Source organism: Corallincola holothuriorum (assembly GCF_003336225.1).
Taxonomy (GTDB): domain Bacteria; phylum Pseudomonadota; class Gammaproteobacteria; order Enterobacterales; family Neiellaceae; genus Corallincola; species Corallincola holothuriorum.
This window is the reverse complement of the sequence record NZ_QPID01000003.1, coordinates 372,307-392,723: the sequence shown is the minus strand read 5'-3', so window position 1 is coordinate 392,723 and position 20,417 is coordinate 372,307. Positions and strand designations below refer to the sequence as shown.

Here is a 20,417-nt window from a genome sequence, read left to right as displayed (position 1 = left end):
CCTGCTCAGCGGCTGGTCGATGCTGATGCACCGCCAGCTAGTGATTCGGTGATGTCAAATAAGGTATAGGACAGCGTGAGCGTTGTGACATCGTCGGGAATGTCGTTGTCGATAAAGAAACGCAGTGGCAATGCCTTCGTTTCTCCCGCTGCTAACGGCTGCTGGTTAAAGCAAAAACACTCTGTTTTATTAAGATAGGTGGCCAGTGTCCCTGGCGACACTGAGGGTACGGCCTGCCCCACCATCTGTGTTGATGTCAGGTTCTGCACCTCAAATTCAGCGATGTGCAGCTCACCCGGATGCACTGCCATACGGCGCACAACGGGTTCAAAACGCCAAGGCATACTTCCTTGAGTACGGGCAATAAACTCGATCGTTACTAAGCGACTGGTATCGACGATTGGCCCGTCATAGACGGCGACCTCACCCGAGGTACGGCCATTGAGTCCGGTCAAGTCGCAAAACACGTCATATAACGGCACCAAAGCGAAGGCGAAACCGAACATCCCCAGCACGGCAAATCCTAGACGCCAAAGCAGAGGTTTATGAGATACAGCCGCTTTCTGTTCGCTCATCATCGCTCCCGCGCCAGCTGCGCTACTTGATCTCAGGTGGCGTAGTAAAGGTGTGATAAGGCGCGGGCGATGGAATGGTCCACTCTAGCCCCTCCGCACCTTCCCAAACTTTCGCTGGTGCTTTTTCACCGCCTTTAACGCACTTAATCACCAGATAGAGAAATATCAGTTGCGACAGGCCAAAAGCGAAGCCACCAATTGATACGATCTGATTGATGTCAGCAAATTGCAGTGCGTAATCGGGAATGCGTCGCGGCATCCCGGCAAGGCCTAAGAAGTGCATTGGGAAAAACAGCACGTTGACAGAGATCAGCGAGCACCAAAAATGCGCTTTACCTAACCCTTCGTCATACATATGGCCGGTCCATTTCGGTAGCCAGTAGTACGCCGCCGCCATAATTGAGAACACGGCACCCGTTACCAGCACGTAGTGGAAATGCGCCACCACAAAGTAGGTGTCATGGTATTGAAAATCCACCGGCGTGATCGCCAGCATCAAACCGCTGAAGCCACCGATAGTAAATAGGATCACAAACGCGATAGAGAACAGCATCGGCACTTCAAAGGTCAACGCACCGCGCCACATGGTTGCCACCCAATTAAACACTTTCACCCCGGTTGGCACGGCGATCAACATCGTGCAATACATAAAGAACAGCTCGCCAAACAGCGGCATACCCGTGGTAAACATATGGTGGGCCCACACCAAAAAGCTCAAAACAGCGATCGAAGCAGTGGCATAAACCATGGAGGCATAACCAAATAATGGCTTGCGGCTAAAGGCAGGGATAATCGATGACACCACGCCAAAGGCGGGCAAGATCATGATGTAAACTTCGGGGTGACCGAAGAACCAGAAAATATGTTGGAACATGACCGGGTCACCACCGCCTGCGGCATCAAAAAAGCTGGTGCCAAAATACTTGTCTGTCAGCACCATGGTCACAGCACCTGCCAGCACCGGCATCACAGCAATTAATAGAAAAGCGGTGATCAGCCAGGTCCAAACAAACAGTGGCAGCTTCATCCAGGTCATCCCCGGCGCCCGCATATTCACAATAGTCACAATGACATTGATTGCCCCCATGATTGAGCTGATCCCCATGATGTGTACTGCAAACACAAACAGGGCGGTGCTCTCTGGGCTATAAGTGGTTGATAAAGGGGCGTAGAATGTCCAACCAAAATTGGGGCCGCCACCTTCAGTGAACAGCGAAAACAGCAGCATGCTGAACGCAAAGGGCAGGATCCAAAAGCTCCAGTTATTCATGCGGGGTAACGCCATATCTGGTGCGCCAATCATCATCGGGATGAGCCAATTAGCTAACCCGGTAAATGCCGGCATAACGGCACCAAATACCATGATCAGTCCATGTACTGTGGTCATCTGATTAAAGAAGTTGGGCTCCACCAACTGTAAACCGGGCTGGAACAGTTCCGCACGGATAACCATCGCCATGGCGCCGCCGATCAAAAACATGGCAAAACTGAACCATAGATAGAGGCTACCTATGTCTTTGTGGTTAGTGGTAAAGATCCAACGCTTCAGACCTGAGGGGGCGTGATGCGCGTGGTGTTCGTCATGCAGTGACTCAGCTACGCTGCTCATTTTTCAGCTCTCCTCTGGCTAGATTGCGCTTTTGATGCGGGCATCCACATCAGCGGGTTGAACGAGTTGACCGGTGTTGTTACCCCAAGCGTTACGCTCGTAGGTGATCACCGCGGCCAACTGTTTGAGTGTTAACTGTTTGGCAAAGGCCTGCATTGCCGTACCTTTTTTACCGTGGATAACAATGTCTATATGGGCACCGACATCACCGATGGTTAGAGGACTGCCCTTCAAGCCAGGAAATACACCAGCAAGACCTTCACCATTCGGTTGATGGCAAGCCGCACAAGAGGTCATATACACTTGCTCGCCTTCAGCCATTAACTCTTCCATGCTCATACTCATCGCCAGCAGTTTTTGCTCTTCCGCTTTCGCTTCGGCTTGGGTGGTTTTCAATGTGGCCAACCAAGTGTTGTATTCTGCTTCCGACTTGGCGACCACAACGATCGGCATAAAGCCATGGTCTTTCCCGCACAGTTCCGCGCACTGCCCTCGGTATGTGCCGGCTTCGTCAATTCTGGTCCACGCTTCATTAATGAAACCTGGATTAGCGTCTTTTTTCACCGCAAAAGCGGGCACCCACCAACTGTGAATAACGTCGTCGGAAGTCATTAAGAAACGCACTTTCTTACCGATAGGCAGGACTAGGGGGCGGTCCACCTCAAGTAGATAGTTTTCAGTTTTGGCGAGTTTGTTTTCGATCTCGGCACGGGGTGTCGCCAACAGGCTATAGAACTCAACGTCATCATCCAGATACTTGTAGTGCCACTTCCATTGCGAGCCCGTCACCAAAATGGTGACATCCGCTTCCGTGGTATCTTCCATATTGATCAACACTTGCGTTGCTGGCACCGCCATCCCAACCAAAATAAGCAGTGGTAGTGCAGTCCAAAGGATCTCGACCTTGGTACTTTCATGAAACTGCGCCGGTTTCACTCCCTTGGACTTGCGATGATGAATGATTGACCAAAACATCACACCGAAGACAAGCACGCCAATGACGCAGCAGATGTAGAAGATGGTCATGTGGAGCTGGTAGACGTCCTGACTAATGGCTGTCACACCCTGAGTCATATTTAGCGGCATCTCCTCGGCGGAGATAAATGACGGCAATAGGGCGCCAGCCCCCGCCGCGACGCGTGTGGCTATCCGTATCAAGAGGCTTCTCCTCGCACTTACAAAAAACACCTGTTCGACAGGCGCTTACCCCAAAACCCCAGTAGCCACTACAGACCGCATATTTAAATTTTTATAGGCGCGGTCGCAGCTATCAGGCCTTGATTAAGAATCGTTCACGATTAGCGATACGTCTAAAAATTAATCAAAAAACTTGAGCAAGTTAGCAAACTGCCCAACTGTTTGCGGGTTAAATCACATCCAAATGGTGATATTTAGCCTGACGAGTGATTAAGTCTGTGCAACTAGAGTTAGCAGCTAATGTGTTAGGAGGTTTTTCAAAGGTACAAAAAAAGCCGCCTTGCGGCGGCTTCGGAAAGTACATTGAAACTGTGGGGGATCAATGGACCAACACACTGGCGATCATCTCACTTGATGATGTTGCTGACGGCCATGCTCGTGCCGTCCGGCAATGATTATGTTGTCGATGAAACAACACACTATTCGTTTCATAACATGCTGCTTCGGCCGTTAGTGCCTGCCACTGCGCTTCGGAAAGTAGATCAGTCCAGCCGATAACCAAGCCACAAGTGGTAGAGCCTAAGCCTTGAGTCACGGCACACATCACACCTTGCTCATCTTTGGGGTGGACTTGCAACAGTCGCTCGGCGCACACACCATTTTCCACCAACCAACGCGTCACCTGCTTATCAGGGGCAGCCACCAATACAACCCATTTATTGGCTTGTTGACTACGTTTGATTGTCTCTAACAGTGCTGATTGCTGGCCTTCAACCGGCACAATCTGCGCTCGCGATTGCCACTTATTTTGCGGGCGGCGGTTGCCCGTTAGCTTTGGCTGCGGTGCAGCTACCAATGAGCCAGTCATTTGGCGAGTATGCAAATTCATTGTCTCAAATGGGTTCATAACCACTCTCCATTACGAATGATACCAACAGCCAACCCTTCAATGGCCAGGTTCTCTACACCCAGATCGACTTTAATCGGGCTGTAGGCTTCATTTTCAGCATGCAACAGCACATCTTTGCCATTTTTTTCAAAACGCTTAACTGTCACCTCATCATCACCCACCCGAGCGACTACCACCTGCCCATTCTGCGCCGTCGCAGTCTTGTGCACTGCCAGCAGGTCGCCTTCGAGGATCCCAATATCCTTCATACTGTCACCGTGTACTCGCAGTAAGAAGTCTGCAGATGGCCGAAACATGGCTGGATCGACTTTGTAATGCGCCTCAACATGTTCTTGCGCCAAGATAGGCGTACCGGCAGCCACTTGACCAATCAGAGGTAAGCCATCATCGTTTGCAGCCGCTTCATCATCCGCCTGTGGGATCACGCGAATACCCCGTGATGTTCCCGCCAAGATCTCTATTAAACCTTTTTTGGCCAGTGCTTTGAGGTGCTCTTCCGCGGCATTAGCAGACTTAAATCCCAATCGGCGTGCAATTTCCGCACGAGTTGGCGGCATGCCTGTCGCTTCAATATTGTCTTTAATCAACGCAAGAATTTCAGCTTGCCGTGGTGTTAATGGGCGCATAAAGATACCTGTGATTGCATACAGTATACTGTGAGTATATACAGGTATTTATTCATGACAAGTATCACTGCTGTTTTTTTGATCACTGTTTTATGTGACATTAATAACTTGATTCGCTTTGAATTTTGCAGAAATAGTGGATCTGCGGCAGACTCAAGGACATTACGTAGGGCTTTTCAAGGTGAAAGTGACGTGCATGAGCTGAACATCAGGCGAACTGATGACGGTACTGGCTGGCTGTTAGAGTTGACAGGTGACTGGGTATTACGCCGTGGCGATCATCGGGTTGACGATCTACTACAAGCCCTAAAATCAAAAGTCACTCCAGATGAAACGCTCATATTCGTCGACGCCGACATTGGCCGCTGGAACAGTGCGCTGGTGGTGCTTATTCGCCGTGTAAGTGAATATGCAAAAGCGCATCGACTGCATGTAGATGTCAGCCGCCTACCTCAAGGCGCACAGCAGCTTCTGGCGCTGGCAGAGTCACAATCTAATGCGGCCAATAGACCAAACCAAACAACTTACCAGCCGACCTTTGCTGAGCGCATAGGTAACTCGGTCTTGGCGAGCTGGGAAAATATCTTAGTCAGTTTCAGTTTCATCGGCGCGCTGATCAGCGCCGTTGGCAAACTCTGCGTCGGCAAAGCCGAGATACGTGCCAAGGACGTGTACGACTGTATGCATGACGCTGGTCCCGCTGCCTTTGGCATTGTCGCCTTAATCAGCATCCTGATCGGCATGATCTTAGCCTTCGTTGGCGCCGTGCAGTTACAACAGTTCGGCGCATCTATCTTCGTCGCCTCTCTTGTTGCGCTGGGTATGGCACGTGAAATGGGCGCGATGATGACAGCGATTATTATGGCGGGCCGCACAGGCGCGAGTTACGCCGCGCAGTTGGGCAGCATGCAGGTGAATGAAGAGATCGACGCACTCACAACCATGGGTCTTAGACCCATCGAATTTTTGGTGCTCCCCCGCTTTATCGCGCTGTTAATCATGCTGCCGTTGCTTACCGTTTTTTCCATGGCGCTAGGTATTCTTGGTGGCGCGCTAGTATCTCAGTTAATGCTCGATATCTCATTCACCCAATTTGTGGAACAGATGACCACCACGGTGCCGTTACGCCACTTCGCTATTGGCTTACTTAAAAGTGTGCTATTCGCACTGGTAATCGCTGTTGCAGGCTGTATGAATGGCATTAATTGCGGACGTAATGCAATGGCCGTCGGGCAAGCAACTACCCGCTCTGTGGTATCGGCCATCGTGTTTATTATTGTGGTGGACGCCATCGTCACCATTACAACAACATTGATCGGTATATGAAGCAAAAGCATATTGAAATACGCGATCTCACCATGGCCTACGGCGATCGCCTGATCCAACAAGATCTCAACTTCACCATTGAAGGTGGCGATATATTTATCATCATGGGGGGGAGCGGCTGCGGCAAAAGCACACTCATGAAACATATGATCGGTCTACTAACCCCAGCCAAAGGTGAAGTCTTATTCAATGACCAGGCGATGTGGAGTTGTAATGAGCAGCAACGCCAAGCGATGACCCAAAAATTTGGGGTAACCTATCAATCTGGGGCATTGATCAGTTCAATGACCTTAGAAGAGAACATCGCATTACCATTAGAGACCTATACCAACCTCACCCACAAAGATATTCGCGATCTTATTTCACTAAAGTTAACTCTGGTTGGCTTAGAGGGATATGAAAAATACTATCCTTCAGAGATCAGCGGAGGGATGGCAAAGCGCGCAGCACTGGCTCGCGCCATTGCATTAGACCCAGAGGTGCTATTTTTTGATGAGCCTTCAGCCGGACTCGACCCGATCAGTGCCCGCCTGCTGGATGATTTAATCTTACAGTTACGAGACAGTTTAGGCGCAACCGTCGTAATGGTGACCCATGAGCTGGCCAGCATTTTTGCCATCGGCACCAACTCAGTGTTTCTCGATCCAGAAACCAAAACGATGATTGCTCAAGGGGATCCCAATGAACTACTGGCAAATTGCGATGACCGTCGAGTACAAATGTTTCTGCGCCGGGGCGATTTAAAGGAGAGCAACTAAGATGGGACACAATGCGACAGCAGCACGCATAGGGATATTTGTAATTTTTGCCGCCACACTGATGGTCATCGGCATCATCATGTTCAGCTCCGACCAATTTTTCTCAAAACATGACCGCTATGTCACGGTATTCCGCGGCTCTGTACAAGGGCTGGCTAAAGGCTCACCGGTCTCATTTCAAGGGGTGAAAATCGGCGAGGTAGTTGATGTTCGTATCCATTATTCAGCCAAGAACAGTGAGTTGTTGGTACCAGTCGTGATGGATGTCAGTGCCGAGCTGTTGGATAACTTCTTTGAAGGTGTAGCACCTAAAGATATGGAGCGCGCCAATCGCGGCATCCGTGCCAAACTGGTCACCCAAAGTATGGTGACCGGCCGACTGATGGTGCAGATCGACTACGAGCCGGAACAACAAGGAGAGTTGCACCCGACCGACCTAAATTACCCTCAAATCCCAACAGTGCCGTCAGATCTGGAACTGGTTCGACAGGCACTGTCGTCCACCTTGAGCAAAGTAGCCAAAATGCCTTTGGATGAGATCGCAAATAATCTCAATGAGTTGCTGGGACAAGTGAAGAGAATCACTGAAAGCCCGAAGTTTAATCGTGGGGTCGACAGTTTGGAAGAGGCCAGTGTGCAGCTGAACGCTCTGTTAACCCGCTTGAACCAGGACTTACCGGCGTTGAGCCAGCAGATGCAAGTCACCTTGGGGGATTTCCAACAAACAGCCAAGAATGTTTCCCATCTCAGCCAAAGCGCAGAAGCCTTAGTAGATACCAGCGCGCAAACCATCGCTCAAGGCAATGAAACATTAGCCAAGATTGATCAGACATTGGCGCAAGCCGAAGCCACACTGCTGACCTATCAACAACTAGCCGATCATGATTCGCAACTCAAGGTCAGCGCCGAACAAAGCTTGAACAATCTCAATGCGACGCTAAAAAGTGCCCGCAGCTTGTTAGACACCCTGCAACGTCGCCCCGAAGCCGTAGTATTTGGAAAATAAAACAGGGTCAATGCACCCCGGAGTCATTATGCGCAATCGTTTGTCTTGGATAACGGCCTTAATCATTTTCGCTGGCACCAGCCTCACTGGGTGCAGCAGCTCAGGTCCGACCGATTACTATCTATTATCAGCCGATGCTAAAAGTGCAACTGTACCGGCACCTGATCTGGCTTTGACCGTTGGCCCTGTCTACCTCGCTGACTATCTGCAACGTCAAGGGATGGTTGCTCGAAGCACAGCAGTAAACTACCAGATCAGTGACCATGATCTCTGGGCCAGTCAGTTAGATAACGACATCAATATCGTGCTGCTCAAAAACCTGCAAACTATCACTGGCAGCTCTCAGTTGCGCCCTTTCGGTGTCATCGGCGTGGCTCCACAGCCGTCCCTGCGAATAAAAATAGACAGGCTCGACAGTGATAGCCAAGGTATCGCCCGGTTAGAAGGTAGTTGGCAACTGCTGTCCAGCGACCATAAAGAGTTACGCTACGAGACCTTCGCCCTGAACACATCAGCAGAATCGACAACAGAGAGCCAAGTGAATGCCATTAGCCAGCTTATCAGTGAACTAAGTGAAGCCATTGCAAAGGCATTAACAACGGACCAGTCATGATCCAGATGCAAGCTATCTGGACGATTTTCTGCTATCTTCCGCCCAATAGTCTGGAATAAATAACTCGTTGAAATATCACTATGGCCGAGCGAAAGCGTTGGTTCCACTCCCTGCTTGAACTGCCTGTCCGCCTGTTGGTGAAAGGCACTCCTATCCCTGAAAGACCGGTAGAAGAGCATCTGCTCGATCCGGAAAAGCCAATCGTCTATCTACTAAAAGATGACAGCCACACCGACAAAGTGGCGTTGGCGAGGCGCTGTAAGGCTTTGGGCCTGCCAGACCCATTTGAACCGCTGCAAATTGATGGCCGCGAACAATCTCGGGTCATCTCCGTGGAGAAGGCCAGCCGTTGGCTAAACAGTGACGATGCAGGCTTACCGTTCCGTACTCAGGTACTGGGTATTTTGGAAGCGCACCGGCGTAGCGACGAGCTCGATGTACAGATCGTGCCAACCGGGGTTTACTGGGGCCGTGCGCCCGGTAAAGAGAAACCATCATTACTCGCGGGGCTTGGCGACAAAAGCTCACCCAACTGGTTCCGTAAAATGATGCTGGTACTGTTGCTAGGGCGCGATAGCTTTATCCGCTTCAGCAAACCGGTATCACTGCGGCAGATGGCCGATGACTTTGGCATCAATGACCGCACCGCACACCGTATCGTCCGAGTAGCACGGGTGCATTTCTACCGTCAGCGACTGATGGTTACCGGCCCTCGACTCGCCGATCGCCAAGCGATGTTTGAGCAGATAGTTGCCACGCCAGCAATGCGCAAAGCGATCGCAGAAGAGGTGCAAGCCAAAAGCAAGAGTGAAGAGGACGCCCGCGCCGAAGCGATCAAATACCTTGATGAGATCGCCGCAAACTACTCCAGTAACATGATCCGCGTGGTTGATCGCATCATGACTTGGCTGTGGAACCGTATTTATCGCGGTATCAAAGTCAGTAATGCTGAACAGGTACGCAGCCTCGCACAATCCGGGCATGAGCTGGTCTATGTTCCCTGCCACCGCAGTCACATGGACTACTTGCTACTCAGTTATGTGCTCTATTACGAAGGCTTGGTACCTCCCCATATCGCCGCTGGCGTTAATTTGAATTTCTGGCCTGCCGGTCCGCTATTCCGCCGGGGCGGCGCTTTCTTTATGCGGCGCTCATTCCGTGGCAACAAGCTATATAGTGCTGTGTTTCGGGAATACCTGGCCCTGCTGTTTCAAAAAGGCTACTCAGTGGAATATTTCACTGAAGGTGGCCGTAGCCGCACCGGCCGCTTGTTACCCCCCAAAACCGGCATGCTGGCGATGACAGTACAAACCCTGTTGCGAGGTGGCTGCGATCGCCCTATCACTTTGGTGCCCGTCTATTTGGGCTATGAACATGTGATGGAAATCGGCACCTACATGAAGGAGCTGAAAGGCAAGCGCAAAGAGAAAGAGAGCGCATGGCAGGTGCTAAGTGCGGTGAGAAAACTTCGCAATTTTGGCCTTGGGTATGTCAACTTTGGCAAGCCGATCTCGCTAACCAACTTTATGAATGATAAAGCACCGGAATGGCGTGACTCGATCAATGAACTAGAAGTACAGAAGCCCAGTTGGTTAACGCCAACCGTTAACCAACTCAGTCAGCAAGTGATGCGTGAAATTAATAATGCCGGGGCACTGAATCCGATCAACCTGTGCGCCCTGTCGCTACTTTGTGCTGAGCAACGCTCGTTAAGCCGCAAAGCGCTGGAAGCCCAGATCGCACTCTATCTAGAGCTGATCCGCCAGGTACCGTACCACAGCCAAACCACGGTACCGGAAGAGGACGCGAAGGCATTGGTAAGCCATGCGATTGAACTGGACAAATTCAGTGTAGTGGAAGACGGTATTGGCGAGATCATCAGTCTCGAAGGTAAAAACGCAGTGCTGATGACCTATTACCGCAATAACATTATTCATATGTTTGCCCTGCCCAGCCTCATCGCCAGTTGCGTGCTGAGACACCGGCAGTTAAGTGAAGAGTCCCTCTATCGTACGGTCAGCGAAATCTACCCCATGCTCAAGGCCGAGCTATTTATGGATTGGGATGAAGAAGGGTTGAAGCAACAATTTGCAGGGCAGCTCAATGCGCTGGAAAACCTTGGCCTGATCACGCGTAAAGGCGAACTATTGCAGGTGCCTGAACATCGTTCAAGTAAGCGCAATCAACTTATTCTGCTGGCGAATATCATTCAGGAAACCCTGCAGCGCTACACCATCACTTTAGCGCAGCTCACCCACAATCCGGGTTTAGAGCGCGGGCAACTGGAGTCCAGTAGCCAGAAGATCGCTGAGCGCCTGGCTTCATTGCATGGCATCAGTGCGCCAGAGTTTTTTGATAAGAAAGTGTTCTCAATCTTTATCAGCTCGTTGCGAGAAGGCGGCTACATGGATGAGGCCGAAGGGCCAGCCAAGATAAAGAGCCTGCATCAGACCATCTCAATGTTGCTGGCGACAGAAGTACATCAAACCATTGATGAAGCCGTCGCTTAGCCTCAAAAACATGACCATTCAGATCAACAAGCGTTGCATCATGTTGATCTGAATGGCTTAAATAGGTATTGCTCTTAGTATACAATCAGCCCTCGATCTAAGGCACGCAGGAACCGCGTCGCCCGTTCAAATGAAAGGACGTTACATGAACAAAAAACAGAAACTGTCATTATTGGCCATGGCTGCAGGTTTGATTTCAGCCACATCATCCGCCATAGCAGAGCCTTGCACGGCACAACAAACCTCAACTGTCCACTTGACCTATATAGAAAAAATAGACTCTGTTGATGCCGGAACGTTGGTTAAACAATATACCGATCGTCTCAGAGACATCACCAAAAGCTCAGCATTCACGAATACCTCGCCTATTGCTGAGTACGTCTCTTTGCAGAAACCAGCTGACGGTGAACAGCAAGACATAGTCATATCGCTAAGTCTTAATTTTACTCATTCGTACGATGCAATTAGTCAGCTAGTGACCAGTAAAGACTACCTTTCGCTGGATATTTCCACAGAAAACTCTCTCTGCCCCTAAAGACAGAAAAAGTAAAAAGCATAATGGTGTATCGGCCTTAGATAAGGCCTACATCAGATAGCTGGTCAACAATCCTAAAGAAAGTACCCATCCGACCCGGTTGTTAGCGAGGAATGCTTGAAAGCAAGCATTCCTCTCTCGCGCTTTGACCTGTACTTGTTGAGAAATAAACAAGAGTGCGGCAATTAGTAGACTTAACCAGGCAGCCCAACCTAAATCCAGCTCTGTGAATAGCAAGGCTAGCAAGAGTAAAGTCATACTTTGCAATACACCGATCGCCAGCAAATCGTAATGCCCAAACAGTCGCGCAGTCGACTTGATCCCGACCTTCTCATCATCATCCCGATCAACCATGGCGTATAGGGTGTCATAAGCCACCGTCCAGCTCAGATTGGCGGCAAACAACCACCAAGCATAGCGCGGGACTTCTCCGAGAACGGCTGCAAATGCCATGGGTATCGCCCAGCTAAAGGCGGCACCTAACACCACCTGCGGAAGGTTAGTAAAGCGCTTAGTAAAGGGGTAACAAGCAGCAAGTACCAGACCACCGACACTTAATACGATGGTAAAAGTATTCAGTGTCAGCACTAATAAGAAAGCAAAAAACGACAGCACAAAGAACAGTCCCAACGCCTCTTTTGCGCTGGCTTCGCCCGTTACCAACGGCCGTTGTTGGGTGCGCGTCACATACCCATCAAAGTTTCTGTCGGCAAAATCGTTAATTACACATCCAGCCGAGCGCATCAAGAACACACCCAAGCCAAATACCACCAGTAGGTGCCACTCTGGCACACCTTGAGCCGCAATCAGTAAAGCCCACAACGTCGGCCAAAGCAGTAATAAAGTGCCAATAGGACGATCCACTCGCATCAGACGTCCATAGGCCGATAGCTTCTGCGCAATCTCCACCTTACTTACTCCTCAACATAGGCAGCACAGTCGGGTAAAAACATTTCGCTGACCAGCAAAGCACCTGCAGGCAACAAAAAACGGGAGCGTCGTCCCCACAGATCCCTTTGCTTATCTGCGCCCCACAGCAGGGCCGATTTAGACAGCGGATGATCTGCCGCTAAATGAGTCACCTCAACGGCATCTCGCACCATACCCGGCGTGGCAAACAATAAGGCACCCAACGGCCGCTCACCAAGTTGCTGTAGCTCTTGTCCCTGAGACAGGGTAGCTAACGGCACCACCGTGCGAGCAAAGACCCAAGGTTTATCATCACAAAACAGGATAACTTCACGGACAAACCCTTCGCTGTCAGCGGTTGCTAGTTGTGACTGTTCATCCGCGCTCAAAGCCAGATAAGACTCCCCTAACACACGGACAGAGAAATCCTGACAATGTCGCTTCAAACGGGCCGTTAATGAGGTGCTATCCAACAACCAGTCAGCCATCCGCACGGAGTGCAGATCTTGTTGTTTTATGGGGCTCCATTGGGTCGTAAGACCGAAAGGAAAATGGCGAGATAACTCTTGCTTGCTCACAATCACTAAATAACTGGTAATAATCGCCGATATAGTAACAGGAACCCGTTGAAAAGCTGAATAATGGACAATAATAGTGTCAGAGTTTGATACGGAAGCTTGGCGTAAGCCATCAACCCCTTTAGACTTCCCTCAAAGAGATTAGAACCGCCGTGATTGGCAGCAGGAGAAACGTGGTGAAATGTCGGCAACTACTTATGGCCATCTGTATCAGCTTAGTGATGAGCCTGTCGTCAAAAGTGGCGTTGGCAGATGACAGTACTTTTATGTATTACGGCTTCGAGCCTGACATCATTACCAACTACCTGAGCACAGGAAAGAAAGTTGGCTTTGTTCGAGTAACCATCGAGTTGATGGCTCAAGGCGAAACCAATCTGAAGATCATTGAGCATCACGCTCCCTTACTGCGTGCCGCTCTGGTTGATGTATTGGGTCGCCAGCCTGAAGACAGGGTTAAATCGTTAGCCGGACGCGAAGAGATCCGTAAGCTGTGCTTTAACACCGTCAATCAACTGCTGAAAAAGGAAACCGGTCAAGAGCTGGCAACCGAATTACTGTTTACCAAATATATTTATCACTAAAAACACGGCCTCATAGCGCCATGGGGTGACATCGAAGGCTTGGCTGGTCAGCTTATTCCGCCAAGCCTTTTTTATTGATACTACGAGTCGCCGCATAGCCAGCGCCCACCAGCAAGCCACCGAAATGCGCCATATTAGCCATCGGCGGACCAAACCAACCGAGAAAACCGATCACCAACCATATCAACATAAACCCCGTGAGCCCGGGGGTCAGTGACAATCCCACTGTTGGTGCCATCATTCCGCGTACCCAAACATAACCAAACAAACCATAAACCACCCCTGACAAACCACCAAAGTTGGGGCCACTCAATAGAAATTGAGCGAAGTTTGGCAGCGCGGCAGTTAATAGAAACAGTATCAACAGCGGCCGGCTTCCCTCTTTCTGTTCCAGCTGTCCTCCCAGATACCACCACCACAGCGCATTCATAATCAGGTGCATAAAACTGAAATGGATAAACGCCGGCGTTAACCAGCGCCATTGCTGCCACCCTGTCAATGCGTCGATGGAAGGAAAGAACTGCAGCCAATACCGGACATAGCCCAGCATACCTAAGAAAGAGAACAGGAAAACAACAGCGCAGATAGCCAAAACAATCAGGTTGACCGGCCCAGCATGGAGCAGAAAATTACGCATCAAACCGGTGCCGGGTGCACCGTAATCAAACCGCACGCCAGCGTTATCACTGCGCTCCCACGACGCTGCCATATAGCGCGGATGACTCGGGTTTTCGACAAATTTCTGTAGCTCACTACGAACATGGGATTCTTGCCCCGGATCGTGCAACAACAGCATTACCCCCTGCCCTTCCGGTCGCAACTGGCAAGCAATGCTTTGGGTAGCTAGATAATCAACGAAGGCTTGGGCAGCACGGGGAGAAGATAACGTGGCGATTTCTATCACAGCGACACCTAGGGTAATGAGATAACGCCATTATGCCTCACTCTGAGCGGGAACTCATACTCTGGCCGTTGCGGCCAACTAAGGAGCGATTGGCGCGTCATCAGGATCGGGCGCCACATAGGGCAACTGGCGACGCCACGCTTCAAAACCACCATCCATGCTATACACCTGCTCGAAACCCTGCTGTGCCATATACTGCGCAGCCCCTTGGCTACTGATACCGTGATAGCAAACCACAATCAGTGGACGGTCAAAATCAGCGTCGGCCATAAAGTTCGACAATGAACCGTTGGTAAGATGAACAGATCCTTGAATATGGCCCGCAGCGAAGCTGTTTTCATCACGGATATCAACCACGGTCGCCTCATCGGCATCCAGCAGTTGTTGGGTTTGCATAACATCGATATGTTGAAACTCGCTCATGACGACTCCTTCTTGGCGAAGGGAGATTCTACGTGAGCTAAGCACAGATAAACACCCAAGGAGTCTAGGGGGTTAATCTAGCCCGTCTATTCGACCAGGTTAATTTTCGACTCTGGCGCCGATGACCAGCGTGATACCAGTTTCAGCATACCCGCTTCAACCCCGGAGCCTTGGCAGCCGGGGCAATCGATCAGCTCACGATACAAGCCCTCGATACCGCGGTGGCTAATTAAGGTAAAGATACCTGTACCTTCACATTCGGCACACACTCGAGTCTGGCTTAGCATAGTCATTGTTCCTCTGTCGCCACAGACAAATGGGTACCGATTCAATGTCAGCACCGCAATTGCTGTGCACTCTAGCAACCAACTACTGCAGATTTATGACCGTACGCTAAAGCAAATGCTGCTGTCAGTCGCTCCAATCCAGGATCACCTTGCCACATTGACCAGAGACCATGGCATCGAAGCCAAGCTGAAAATCATTGATATCAAAACGATGGGTGATCACCGGCGAAATATCCAAACCAGACTGCAACAGGCTAGCCATTTTGTACCAGGTCTCGAACATCTCTCGACCATAAATACCTTTGATTTCAAGCCCTTTGAAGATCACCTGATTCCAATCGATAGCCATGTCCGATGGCGGGATCCCCAACAACGCAATTTTGCCGCCATGGTTCATCTTGTCCAGCATCGCGGAAAAGGCACTTGGCACACCCGACATCTCCATACCGACATCAAAACCTTCGGTCATACCCAGCTCAACCATCACATCAGACAATGATTCTTTCGCCACATTGACTACCCGACTCGCCCCCATCTGCGCCGCCAGATTCAGACGATAATCATTCACATCGGTGATCACCACATGACGAGCACCACAATGGCGGGCTATCGCCACCGCCATGATGCCGATCGGGCCTGCGCCGGTAATAAGTACATCTTCGCCAACTAAATCGAAACTTAGCGCGGTATGCACGGCGTTACCGAATGGGTCGAAGATAGACGCCAATTCATCACTGATCCCTGTAGGGATCTTGAATGCGTTATAAGCAGGGATCACCAGATAATCAGCGAATGCCCCCTGCCTATTCACGCCGACACCTACGGTATTTCGGCATAAGTGACGACGGCCGGCGCGGCAATTTCGACAGTGACCACAAGTAATATGTCCCTCTCCCGAAACACGATCGCCCTCGCTAAAGCCACGTACCTCTTGGCCCATAGCAACGACTTCACCAACATACTCATGGCCAACAATCATTGGCACAGGGATGGTGTTCTGCGACCACTCATCCCACTTATAGATATGCAGATCGGTACCGCAAATCGCTGTTTTCCGGATCTTAATCAGCAGGTCGTTATGTCCCAATTCAGGTAACGGTGCCTCGGTCATCCAGATCCCAGGTGCCGCTTTGAGCTTGGCTAATCCTCGCATCATGGTCATGGGATCACCTTCAACTCTTTACCCACTTCAATAAATGCCGCGATCGCCTGATCAAGTTGTTGCTGGGTATGCGCCGCCGACATTTGCGTTCGAATGCGCGCCTTGTTCTGAGGCACCACCGGGAATGAAAAACCAATCACATAGACGCCGCGCTCCAGCATCTTGTCAGCCATAGTGCTCGCCAACTTGGCATCCCCTAGCATCACCGGCACGATGGCATGATCAGCGCCAGCTAAGGTAAAGCCCGCAGCGGCCATTTTTTCACGGAAATACGCTGCATTCTGCTTTACCTGCTGACGCAGTTCGGCACTCTCTTTTAGTAGTTGCAGTACTTCCAATGAAGCGCCGACAATGGCGGGCGCTAGGGAGTTAGAAAATAGGTAGGGACGTGAACGCTGACGCAGCCAATCGATCACCTCTTTACGCGCGGCCGTATAACCGCCAGAAGCACCGCCCATCGCTTTACCCAGAGTGCCGGTAATAATGTCGACACGCGCCATCACATCACAATACTCATGACTGCCGCGTCCCTGCTCACCGACAAAACCAACGGCATGGGAGTCATCCACCATCACCAGCGCATTGTACTTGTCTGCCAAATCACAAATGCTCGCCAGATCAGCGATCACACCGTCCATGGAAAAGACGCCATCGGTGGCGATCAGTTTGGTTTCAACACCCGCGGCATCCGCCTGCTGTAGGCACTGCTCCAGCTCCGCCATATCATTGTTGCTATAACGGAAGCGTTTAGCCTTACACAGTCGCACCCCATCAATGATCGATGCATGGTTCAGGGCATCAGAAATAATGGCGTCGTTTGGCCCCAACAGGGTTTCAAACAAGCCGCCGTTGGCATCGAAACAGGAGCTATACAGGATCGCATCTTCCATCCCCAGAAAAGCGGCAAGTTCGGTTTCTAACTGCTTATGCAGATCTTGCGTACCACAAATGAAACGCACCGAAGCCATACCAAAACCATGGCTATCAAGCGCGGATTTCGCCGCACCAATCAACCGAGGATGATTGGCCAAGCCGAGGTAGTTATTGGCGCAGAAGTTAATCACCTCTTGTCCACCAGCCACCGCCATCGACGGCTGTTGCGCACTGGTGATCACCCGCTCATGCTTGTATAAGCCCTGCTCGGTGACGTCTTTTAGTTGTTGCTGAAGTCGATCGTAAAATGGTTGATTCATGCAGCGAGCCTCGTGGTAAAGAGCAGAAGTTAATCTACTGACTATTGTATGAGGCTAGCAGGGGTTAAGAGGATAGCGACCTAGGGTTTATTTAGGGGCGTTTTAAAGCGTGATTGTAAAGGGTGAGATACAGTGACCGATAACAAAGCAAAGAACGCGCAAGTTACTGCTCTCAACCTACATTTTTTGTTTGCCAAACTTCGTCTTCAAGTAGTTGTAGGCTGACTCAAGCAATTCATACAGCAGCACAAAAACCCACAATCCAGAAGCCAAAAAAAACAACGCTCTTAAGTGAAGAAGAATACGCTGAAAACGGCTAGATTGCTGAGGGACCGGGCTGTTTAAAGCCTCTTTACCAAACAAGCCAAGGGCACAAACATGGCAATAATGTTGTGCGCTGATGATCAGCAGCTCACGACTTGTGGTTTTTTTATCGCAACAGAAACACTTCATAACGGTCATGACTTCCAGACAATAACGCGTGCAAGAGACTGTCATCCACAATGAGCACTCCCTAAACGAACATTCGAGCCACAACTATACCCGCCAAAGTTTCTGGCGACGAGTTAGTCACCGCAAACACGGCATTAGACTGAAAATTGGCGGAAAAGATTAAGCCGTCGACGCTTTAACGATTGGCGAGCGACTCAACCAACTGCTCTAGGCTGTCTTCAGTGAGATGCAGGTGCTCCGCCACAGGTTCGGCGACCTTCTCCCAGTCATGCTCGGTCACCAATGTTTCACTGGTACGCATCACCACTTGTCGTGCCACTTTCAGCACACACACCATGTCAGTGACTTTCTCGGGGGTAACCTCATCGTTAAACAGCTGTTCAGGTGTGTATTGCAGATAGATCGCTTCAGCGACCACTTCCGGTAGGTGCCATTTTTCAGCTAGACGAGCACCGATGGCAATATGACTGGTGCCATAACTGGCAATCTCTTCATCTACAACCACATCCCAGCCACTGCAATCAGCGGTGGCTTTAACCCGGCCATAGTCGTCGAAATTATGCATCATGACCGGCACGCCAGCCATATGAAACAAACCAAGCAGATAAGCATGGTCGAGGTCATCGTGCATTTCCAAGGTAGAGGCAACCGCCATGCAGGTATGTGCCACATCCGACGCGGTTTCCCAAAACGCCTCGAGCTGATAGCTATCTGCGACCATATTGCGCAGTGCAACCGACCTAACCACAGCGTAGACACGATGCAAACCCAGCAGCATGACGGCTTGATGAATTGATTCGATGGTTTTTTCGCGCTTGTAGGCGGCAGAGTTGACGATCTGTAGCACGCCAGCAGCAATGCTGACATCTTTGGCAATGGCATCACCGATCACCCGAACATCAGGATCAGTTTGCTTCAGCTCGTTGCTGACCTGAATTAATACTTCTGGTCGCGGCGGTATCACCACATTTTCCAAGACTTTGCTTTCAGACTGGCCGGTTACAATCGCCATCAACAACTCCACAAAAATAGCTACAGTAGCCAGATTAGAGCAGAGCTAAGCAGTTGAAAAGTTATAGCTCACAAACTCGACAATTTGTCGGCAATTAATCGACACACAGACAACCGCCACAACACAGGTTAAAATAGGCGGATAATCGCTCGAGCCGTTTGACTAAGGCGGCCAATTTTATTGCAACCAAGGAGTAGCGCGTGGCAGATACGCTAACAATCACCCGACCAGATGACTGGCATATTCATTTACGTGATGAGGCGATGTTGGCAACCGCCGTTCCAGCCACCGCCAGAGTTTTTGCCAGAGCCATCGCGATGCCTAATCTGCAGCCTCCGGTAGTGACACCTGCAGATGCGCAAGCCTATTACCAGCGAATCCAAGCTGCTACGCCAGTAGACAGTGGCTTTACACCGCTGATGACCCTTTACCTGACCGACAACACAACGCCAGAGATGGTGCGAGAGGCTGCGGCGCAAGGAATTGTGAAGGCTTGTAAGCTGTACCCAGCCAATGCCACCACCAACTCCGCTCACGGCGTGACCGATCTCGATGGGCTTGATGCCACTTTCGAAGCGATGGCTGAGGTTGGCTTATTGCTGTTGGTTCACGGTGAGGTCACCGCCGATGAAGTGGATGTATTTGATCGCGAAAAAGTTTTTATTGATGCCCATTTAAGCGGGATCGTCGCTAAATATCCGCAACTGAAGGTCGTATTCGAACACATCACCACTGGCGATGCTGCAGAATTCGTACTGGCCAGCGGTAACAACGTGGCAGCCACGATCACGCCACAACATCTCATGTACAACCGCAACCATCTTTTGGTTGGCGGGATTAAGCCACACAACTACTGCTTACCAGTACTGAAACGTAATACTCATCAGCAAGCACTGCAAGCGGCGGTTGCCAGTGGTTCCAGTAAGTTCTTCCTCGGTACAGATTCCGCCCCACATCTGCAACACGCCAAAGAAAACGCCTGTGGCTGTGCCGGGTGTTACAGTGCGCCAGCAGCACTGGAACTGTACGCTGAGATCTTCGAGCAAATCGGTGCATTGGATAAACTGGAAGCCTTTGCCAGTTTCAATGGCCCAGATTTCTACGGTCTACCGCGCAATACGGATACCGTCACGTTGGTGCGTGACCCGTGGCAGATCCCTGCGACAGTAGACGTTGCTGGCAAGCCGATGGTGCCATTCTATGCCGGTGAAACATTGCAGTGGCAGGTGCGCTAAGCGTCGCCTCTGAACTGTAAAACCATCAAAAGCCCGCGACTAACGCGGGCTTTTTTGTTGCCGTTGATCGCGACA

General features: G+C 50.6%; 22 protein-coding genes. 8 read left to right on the top strand and 14 right to left on the bottom strand.

All coding sequences use genetic code 11. The features are described from left to right. Positions 1–5: 5 nt before the first annotated feature. The 5 genes from DU002_RS07310 to lexA all read right to left on the bottom strand — a co-directional run bounded on the left by DU002_RS07310 (position 6) and on the right by lexA (position 4,857). Complete coding sequence (locus DU002_RS07310; protein ID WP_114337709.1) at positions 6–575, bottom strand: cytochrome c oxidase assembly protein; 570 nt, start codon at positions 573–575, stop codon at positions 6–8. Positions 576–597: 22 nt separating this feature from the next. Next, the gene (gene ctaD / locus DU002_RS07305; protein WP_114337708.1) at positions 598–2,184 is read right to left on the bottom strand and encodes a cytochrome c oxidase subunit I; all 1,587 of its coding nucleotides are present in this window, start codon (positions 2,182–2,184) and stop codon (positions 598–600) included. Positions 2,185–2,202: 18 nt separating this feature from the next. Then, on the bottom strand, positions 2,203–3,297 hold the full coding sequence (gene coxB / locus DU002_RS07300) for a cytochrome c oxidase subunit II (RefSeq protein ID WP_233496446.1): 1,095 nt from the start codon (positions 3,295–3,297) through the stop codon (positions 2,203–2,205). 403 nt (positions 3,298–3,700) lie between these two features. Beyond that, entirely contained in the window at positions 3,701–4,228 is a 528-nt protein-coding gene (locus tag DU002_RS07295; protein WP_114337707.1) for a hypothetical protein, read from the bottom strand. Next, on the bottom strand, positions 4,225–4,857 hold the full coding sequence (lexA, locus tag DU002_RS07290) for a transcriptional repressor LexA (protein ID WP_114337706.1): 633 nt from the start codon (positions 4,855–4,857) through the stop codon (positions 4,225–4,227). Before lexA ends, DU002_RS07295 begins: the two co-directional genes overlap by 4 nt. Before the next feature lie 192 nt (positions 4,858–5,049). On the opposite strand from lexA, the gene DU002_RS07285 reads away from it, so the two are divergent. The 6 genes from DU002_RS07285 (at position 5,050) to DU002_RS07260 (ending at position 11,605) form a co-directional block, all read left to right on the top strand. Beyond that, positions 5,050–6,183: an MlaE family ABC transporter permease gene (locus DU002_RS07285; RefSeq protein WP_158537994.1), complete on the top strand. Its 1,134-nt coding sequence runs from the start codon at positions 5,050–5,052 to the stop codon at positions 6,181–6,183. Continuing rightward, on the top strand, positions 6,180–6,941 hold the full coding sequence (locus DU002_RS07280) for an ABC transporter ATP-binding protein (RefSeq protein ID WP_114337704.1): 762 nt from the start codon (positions 6,180–6,182) through the stop codon (positions 6,939–6,941). Before DU002_RS07285 ends, DU002_RS07280 begins: the two co-directional genes overlap by 4 nt. 1 nt (position 6,942) lies before the next feature. Then, on the top strand, positions 6,943–7,947 hold the full coding sequence (locus tag DU002_RS07275) for an MlaD family protein (protein ID WP_114337703.1): 1,005 nt from the start codon (positions 6,943–6,945) through the stop codon (positions 7,945–7,947). Between the two features lie 28 nt (positions 7,948–7,975). Then, on the top strand, positions 7,976–8,560 hold the full coding sequence (locus DU002_RS07270) for a PqiC family protein (RefSeq protein WP_158537993.1): 585 nt from the start codon (positions 7,976–7,978) through the stop codon (positions 8,558–8,560). Between the two features lie 80 nt (positions 8,561–8,640). Then, a complete protein-coding gene (plsB, locus tag DU002_RS07265; protein WP_114337701.1) occupies positions 8,641–11,070 on the top strand; it encodes a glycerol-3-phosphate 1-O-acyltransferase PlsB in 2,430 nt (809 codons plus the stop codon). 145 nt (positions 11,071–11,215) lie between these two features. Then, complete coding sequence (locus tag DU002_RS07260) at positions 11,216–11,605, top strand: hypothetical protein (RefSeq protein WP_114337700.1); 390 nt, start codon at positions 11,216–11,218, stop codon at positions 11,603–11,605. A gap of 48 nt (positions 11,606–11,653) precedes the next feature. On the opposite strand, the gene ubiA is transcribed toward DU002_RS07260, so the two are convergent. Then, on the bottom strand, positions 11,654–12,514 hold the full coding sequence (gene ubiA, locus DU002_RS07255) for a 4-hydroxybenzoate octaprenyltransferase (protein WP_114337699.1): 861 nt from the start codon (positions 12,512–12,514) through the stop codon (positions 11,654–11,656). Positions 12,515–12,519: 5 nt separating this feature from the next. Continuing rightward, entirely contained in the window at positions 12,520–13,092 is a 573-nt protein-coding gene (locus DU002_RS07250; protein WP_147271800.1) for a chorismate--pyruvate lyase family protein, read from the bottom strand. A gap of 176 nt (positions 13,093–13,268) precedes the next feature. On the opposite strand from DU002_RS07250, the gene DU002_RS07245 reads away from it, so the two are divergent. Further along, complete coding sequence (locus tag DU002_RS07245; RefSeq protein WP_233496442.1) at positions 13,269–13,673, top strand: flagellar basal body-associated protein FliL; 405 nt, start codon at positions 13,269–13,271, stop codon at positions 13,671–13,673. A 52-nt stretch (positions 13,674–13,725) separates the two neighbouring features. On the opposite strand, the gene glpG is transcribed toward DU002_RS07245, so the two are convergent. The 7 genes from glpG to DU002_RS07210 all read right to left on the bottom strand — a co-directional run bounded on the left by glpG (position 13,726) and on the right by DU002_RS07210 (position 19,107). Next, positions 13,726–14,577, bottom strand: a complete 852-nt coding sequence (gene glpG / locus DU002_RS07240; protein ID WP_158537992.1) for a rhomboid family intramembrane serine protease GlpG — start codon at positions 14,575–14,577, stop codon at positions 13,726–13,728. A gap of 78 nt (positions 14,578–14,655) precedes the next feature. Beyond that, positions 14,656–15,000 (bottom strand): thiosulfate sulfurtransferase GlpE, encoded by a 345-nt coding sequence (gene glpE, locus DU002_RS07235; protein WP_114337695.1) that lies wholly within the window; start codon positions 14,998–15,000, stop codon positions 14,656–14,658. An 86-nt stretch (positions 15,001–15,086) separates the two neighbouring features. Beyond that, positions 15,087–15,287, bottom strand: coding sequence for a hypothetical protein (locus tag DU002_RS07230; RefSeq protein WP_114337694.1), 201 nt, complete (start codon positions 15,285–15,287; stop codon positions 15,087–15,089). Between the two features lie 124 nt (positions 15,288–15,411). After that, entirely contained in the window at positions 15,412–16,440 is a 1,029-nt protein-coding gene (tdh, locus tag DU002_RS07225; RefSeq protein WP_114337775.1) for an L-threonine 3-dehydrogenase, read from the bottom strand. A gap of 5 nt (positions 16,441–16,445) precedes the next feature. Continuing rightward, positions 16,446–17,642, bottom strand: coding sequence for a glycine C-acetyltransferase (locus tag DU002_RS07220; protein ID WP_114337693.1), 1,197 nt, complete (start codon positions 17,640–17,642; stop codon positions 16,446–16,448). A gap of 177 nt (positions 17,643–17,819) precedes the next feature. Continuing rightward, positions 17,820–18,146, bottom strand: a complete 327-nt coding sequence (locus DU002_RS07215) for a hypothetical protein (RefSeq protein ID WP_147271798.1) — start codon at positions 18,144–18,146, stop codon at positions 17,820–17,822. A 124-nt stretch (positions 18,147–18,270) separates the two neighbouring features. Beyond that, positions 18,271–19,107 carry an HDOD domain-containing protein gene (locus tag DU002_RS07210; protein ID WP_114337691.1) on the bottom strand — a complete coding sequence of 279 codons (837 nt, stop codon included), beginning with the start codon at positions 19,105–19,107 and terminating at the stop codon, positions 18,271–18,273. 200 nt (positions 19,108–19,307) lie between these two features. Between DU002_RS07210 and pyrC the strand changes: the two genes are divergently transcribed. Beyond that, a complete protein-coding gene (pyrC, locus tag DU002_RS07205) occupies positions 19,308–20,342 on the top strand; it encodes a dihydroorotase (RefSeq protein WP_114337690.1) in 1,035 nt (344 codons plus the stop codon). Positions 20,343–20,417: the final 75 nt, after the last annotated feature.

Coding starts and splice junctions, on each gene's coding strand:
- glpE (WP_114337695.1), bottom strand. CDS start 15,000: ATGAGCGAGTTTCAACATATCGATGTTATGCAAACCCAACAACTGCTG.
- DU002_RS07210 (WP_114337691.1), bottom strand. CDS start 19,107: ATGGCGATTGTAACCGGCCAGTCTGAAAGCAAAGTCTTGGAAAATGTG.
- DU002_RS07260 (WP_114337700.1), top strand. CDS start 11,216: ATGAACAAAAAACAGAAACTGTCATTATTGGCCATGGCTGCAGGTTTG.
- plsB (WP_114337701.1), top strand. CDS start 8,641: ATGGCCGAGCGAAAGCGTTGGTTCCACTCCCTGCTTGAACTGCCTGTC.
- DU002_RS07295 (WP_114337707.1), bottom strand. CDS start 4,228: ATGAACCCATTTGAGACAATGAATTTGCATACTCGCCAAATGACTGGC.
- DU002_RS07275 (WP_114337703.1), top strand. CDS start 6,943: ATGGGACACAATGCGACAGCAGCACGCATAGGGATATTTGTAATTTTT.
- lexA (WP_114337706.1), bottom strand. CDS start 4,857: ATGCGCCCATTAACACCACGGCAAGCTGAAATTCTTGCGTTGATTAAA.
- tdh (WP_114337775.1), bottom strand. CDS start 16,440: ATGCGAGGATTAGCCAAGCTCAAAGCGGCACCTGGGATCTGGATGACC.
- DU002_RS07280 (WP_114337704.1), top strand. CDS start 6,180: ATGAAGCAAAAGCATATTGAAATACGCGATCTCACCATGGCCTACGGC.
- DU002_RS07220 (WP_114337693.1), bottom strand. CDS start 17,642: ATGAATCAACCATTTTACGATCGACTTCAGCAACAACTAAAAGACGTC.
- DU002_RS07270 (WP_158537993.1), top strand. CDS start 7,976: ATGCGCAATCGTTTGTCTTGGATAACGGCCTTAATCATTTTCGCTGGC.
- DU002_RS07310 (WP_114337709.1), bottom strand. CDS start 575: ATGAGCGAACAGAAAGCGGCTGTATCTCATAAACCTCTGCTTTGGCGT.
- ctaD (WP_114337708.1), bottom strand. CDS start 2,184: ATGAGCAGCGTAGCTGAGTCACTGCATGACGAACACCACGCGCATCAC.
- DU002_RS07230 (WP_114337694.1), bottom strand. CDS start 15,287: ATGCTAAGCCAGACTCGAGTGTGTGCCGAATGTGAAGGTACAGGTATC.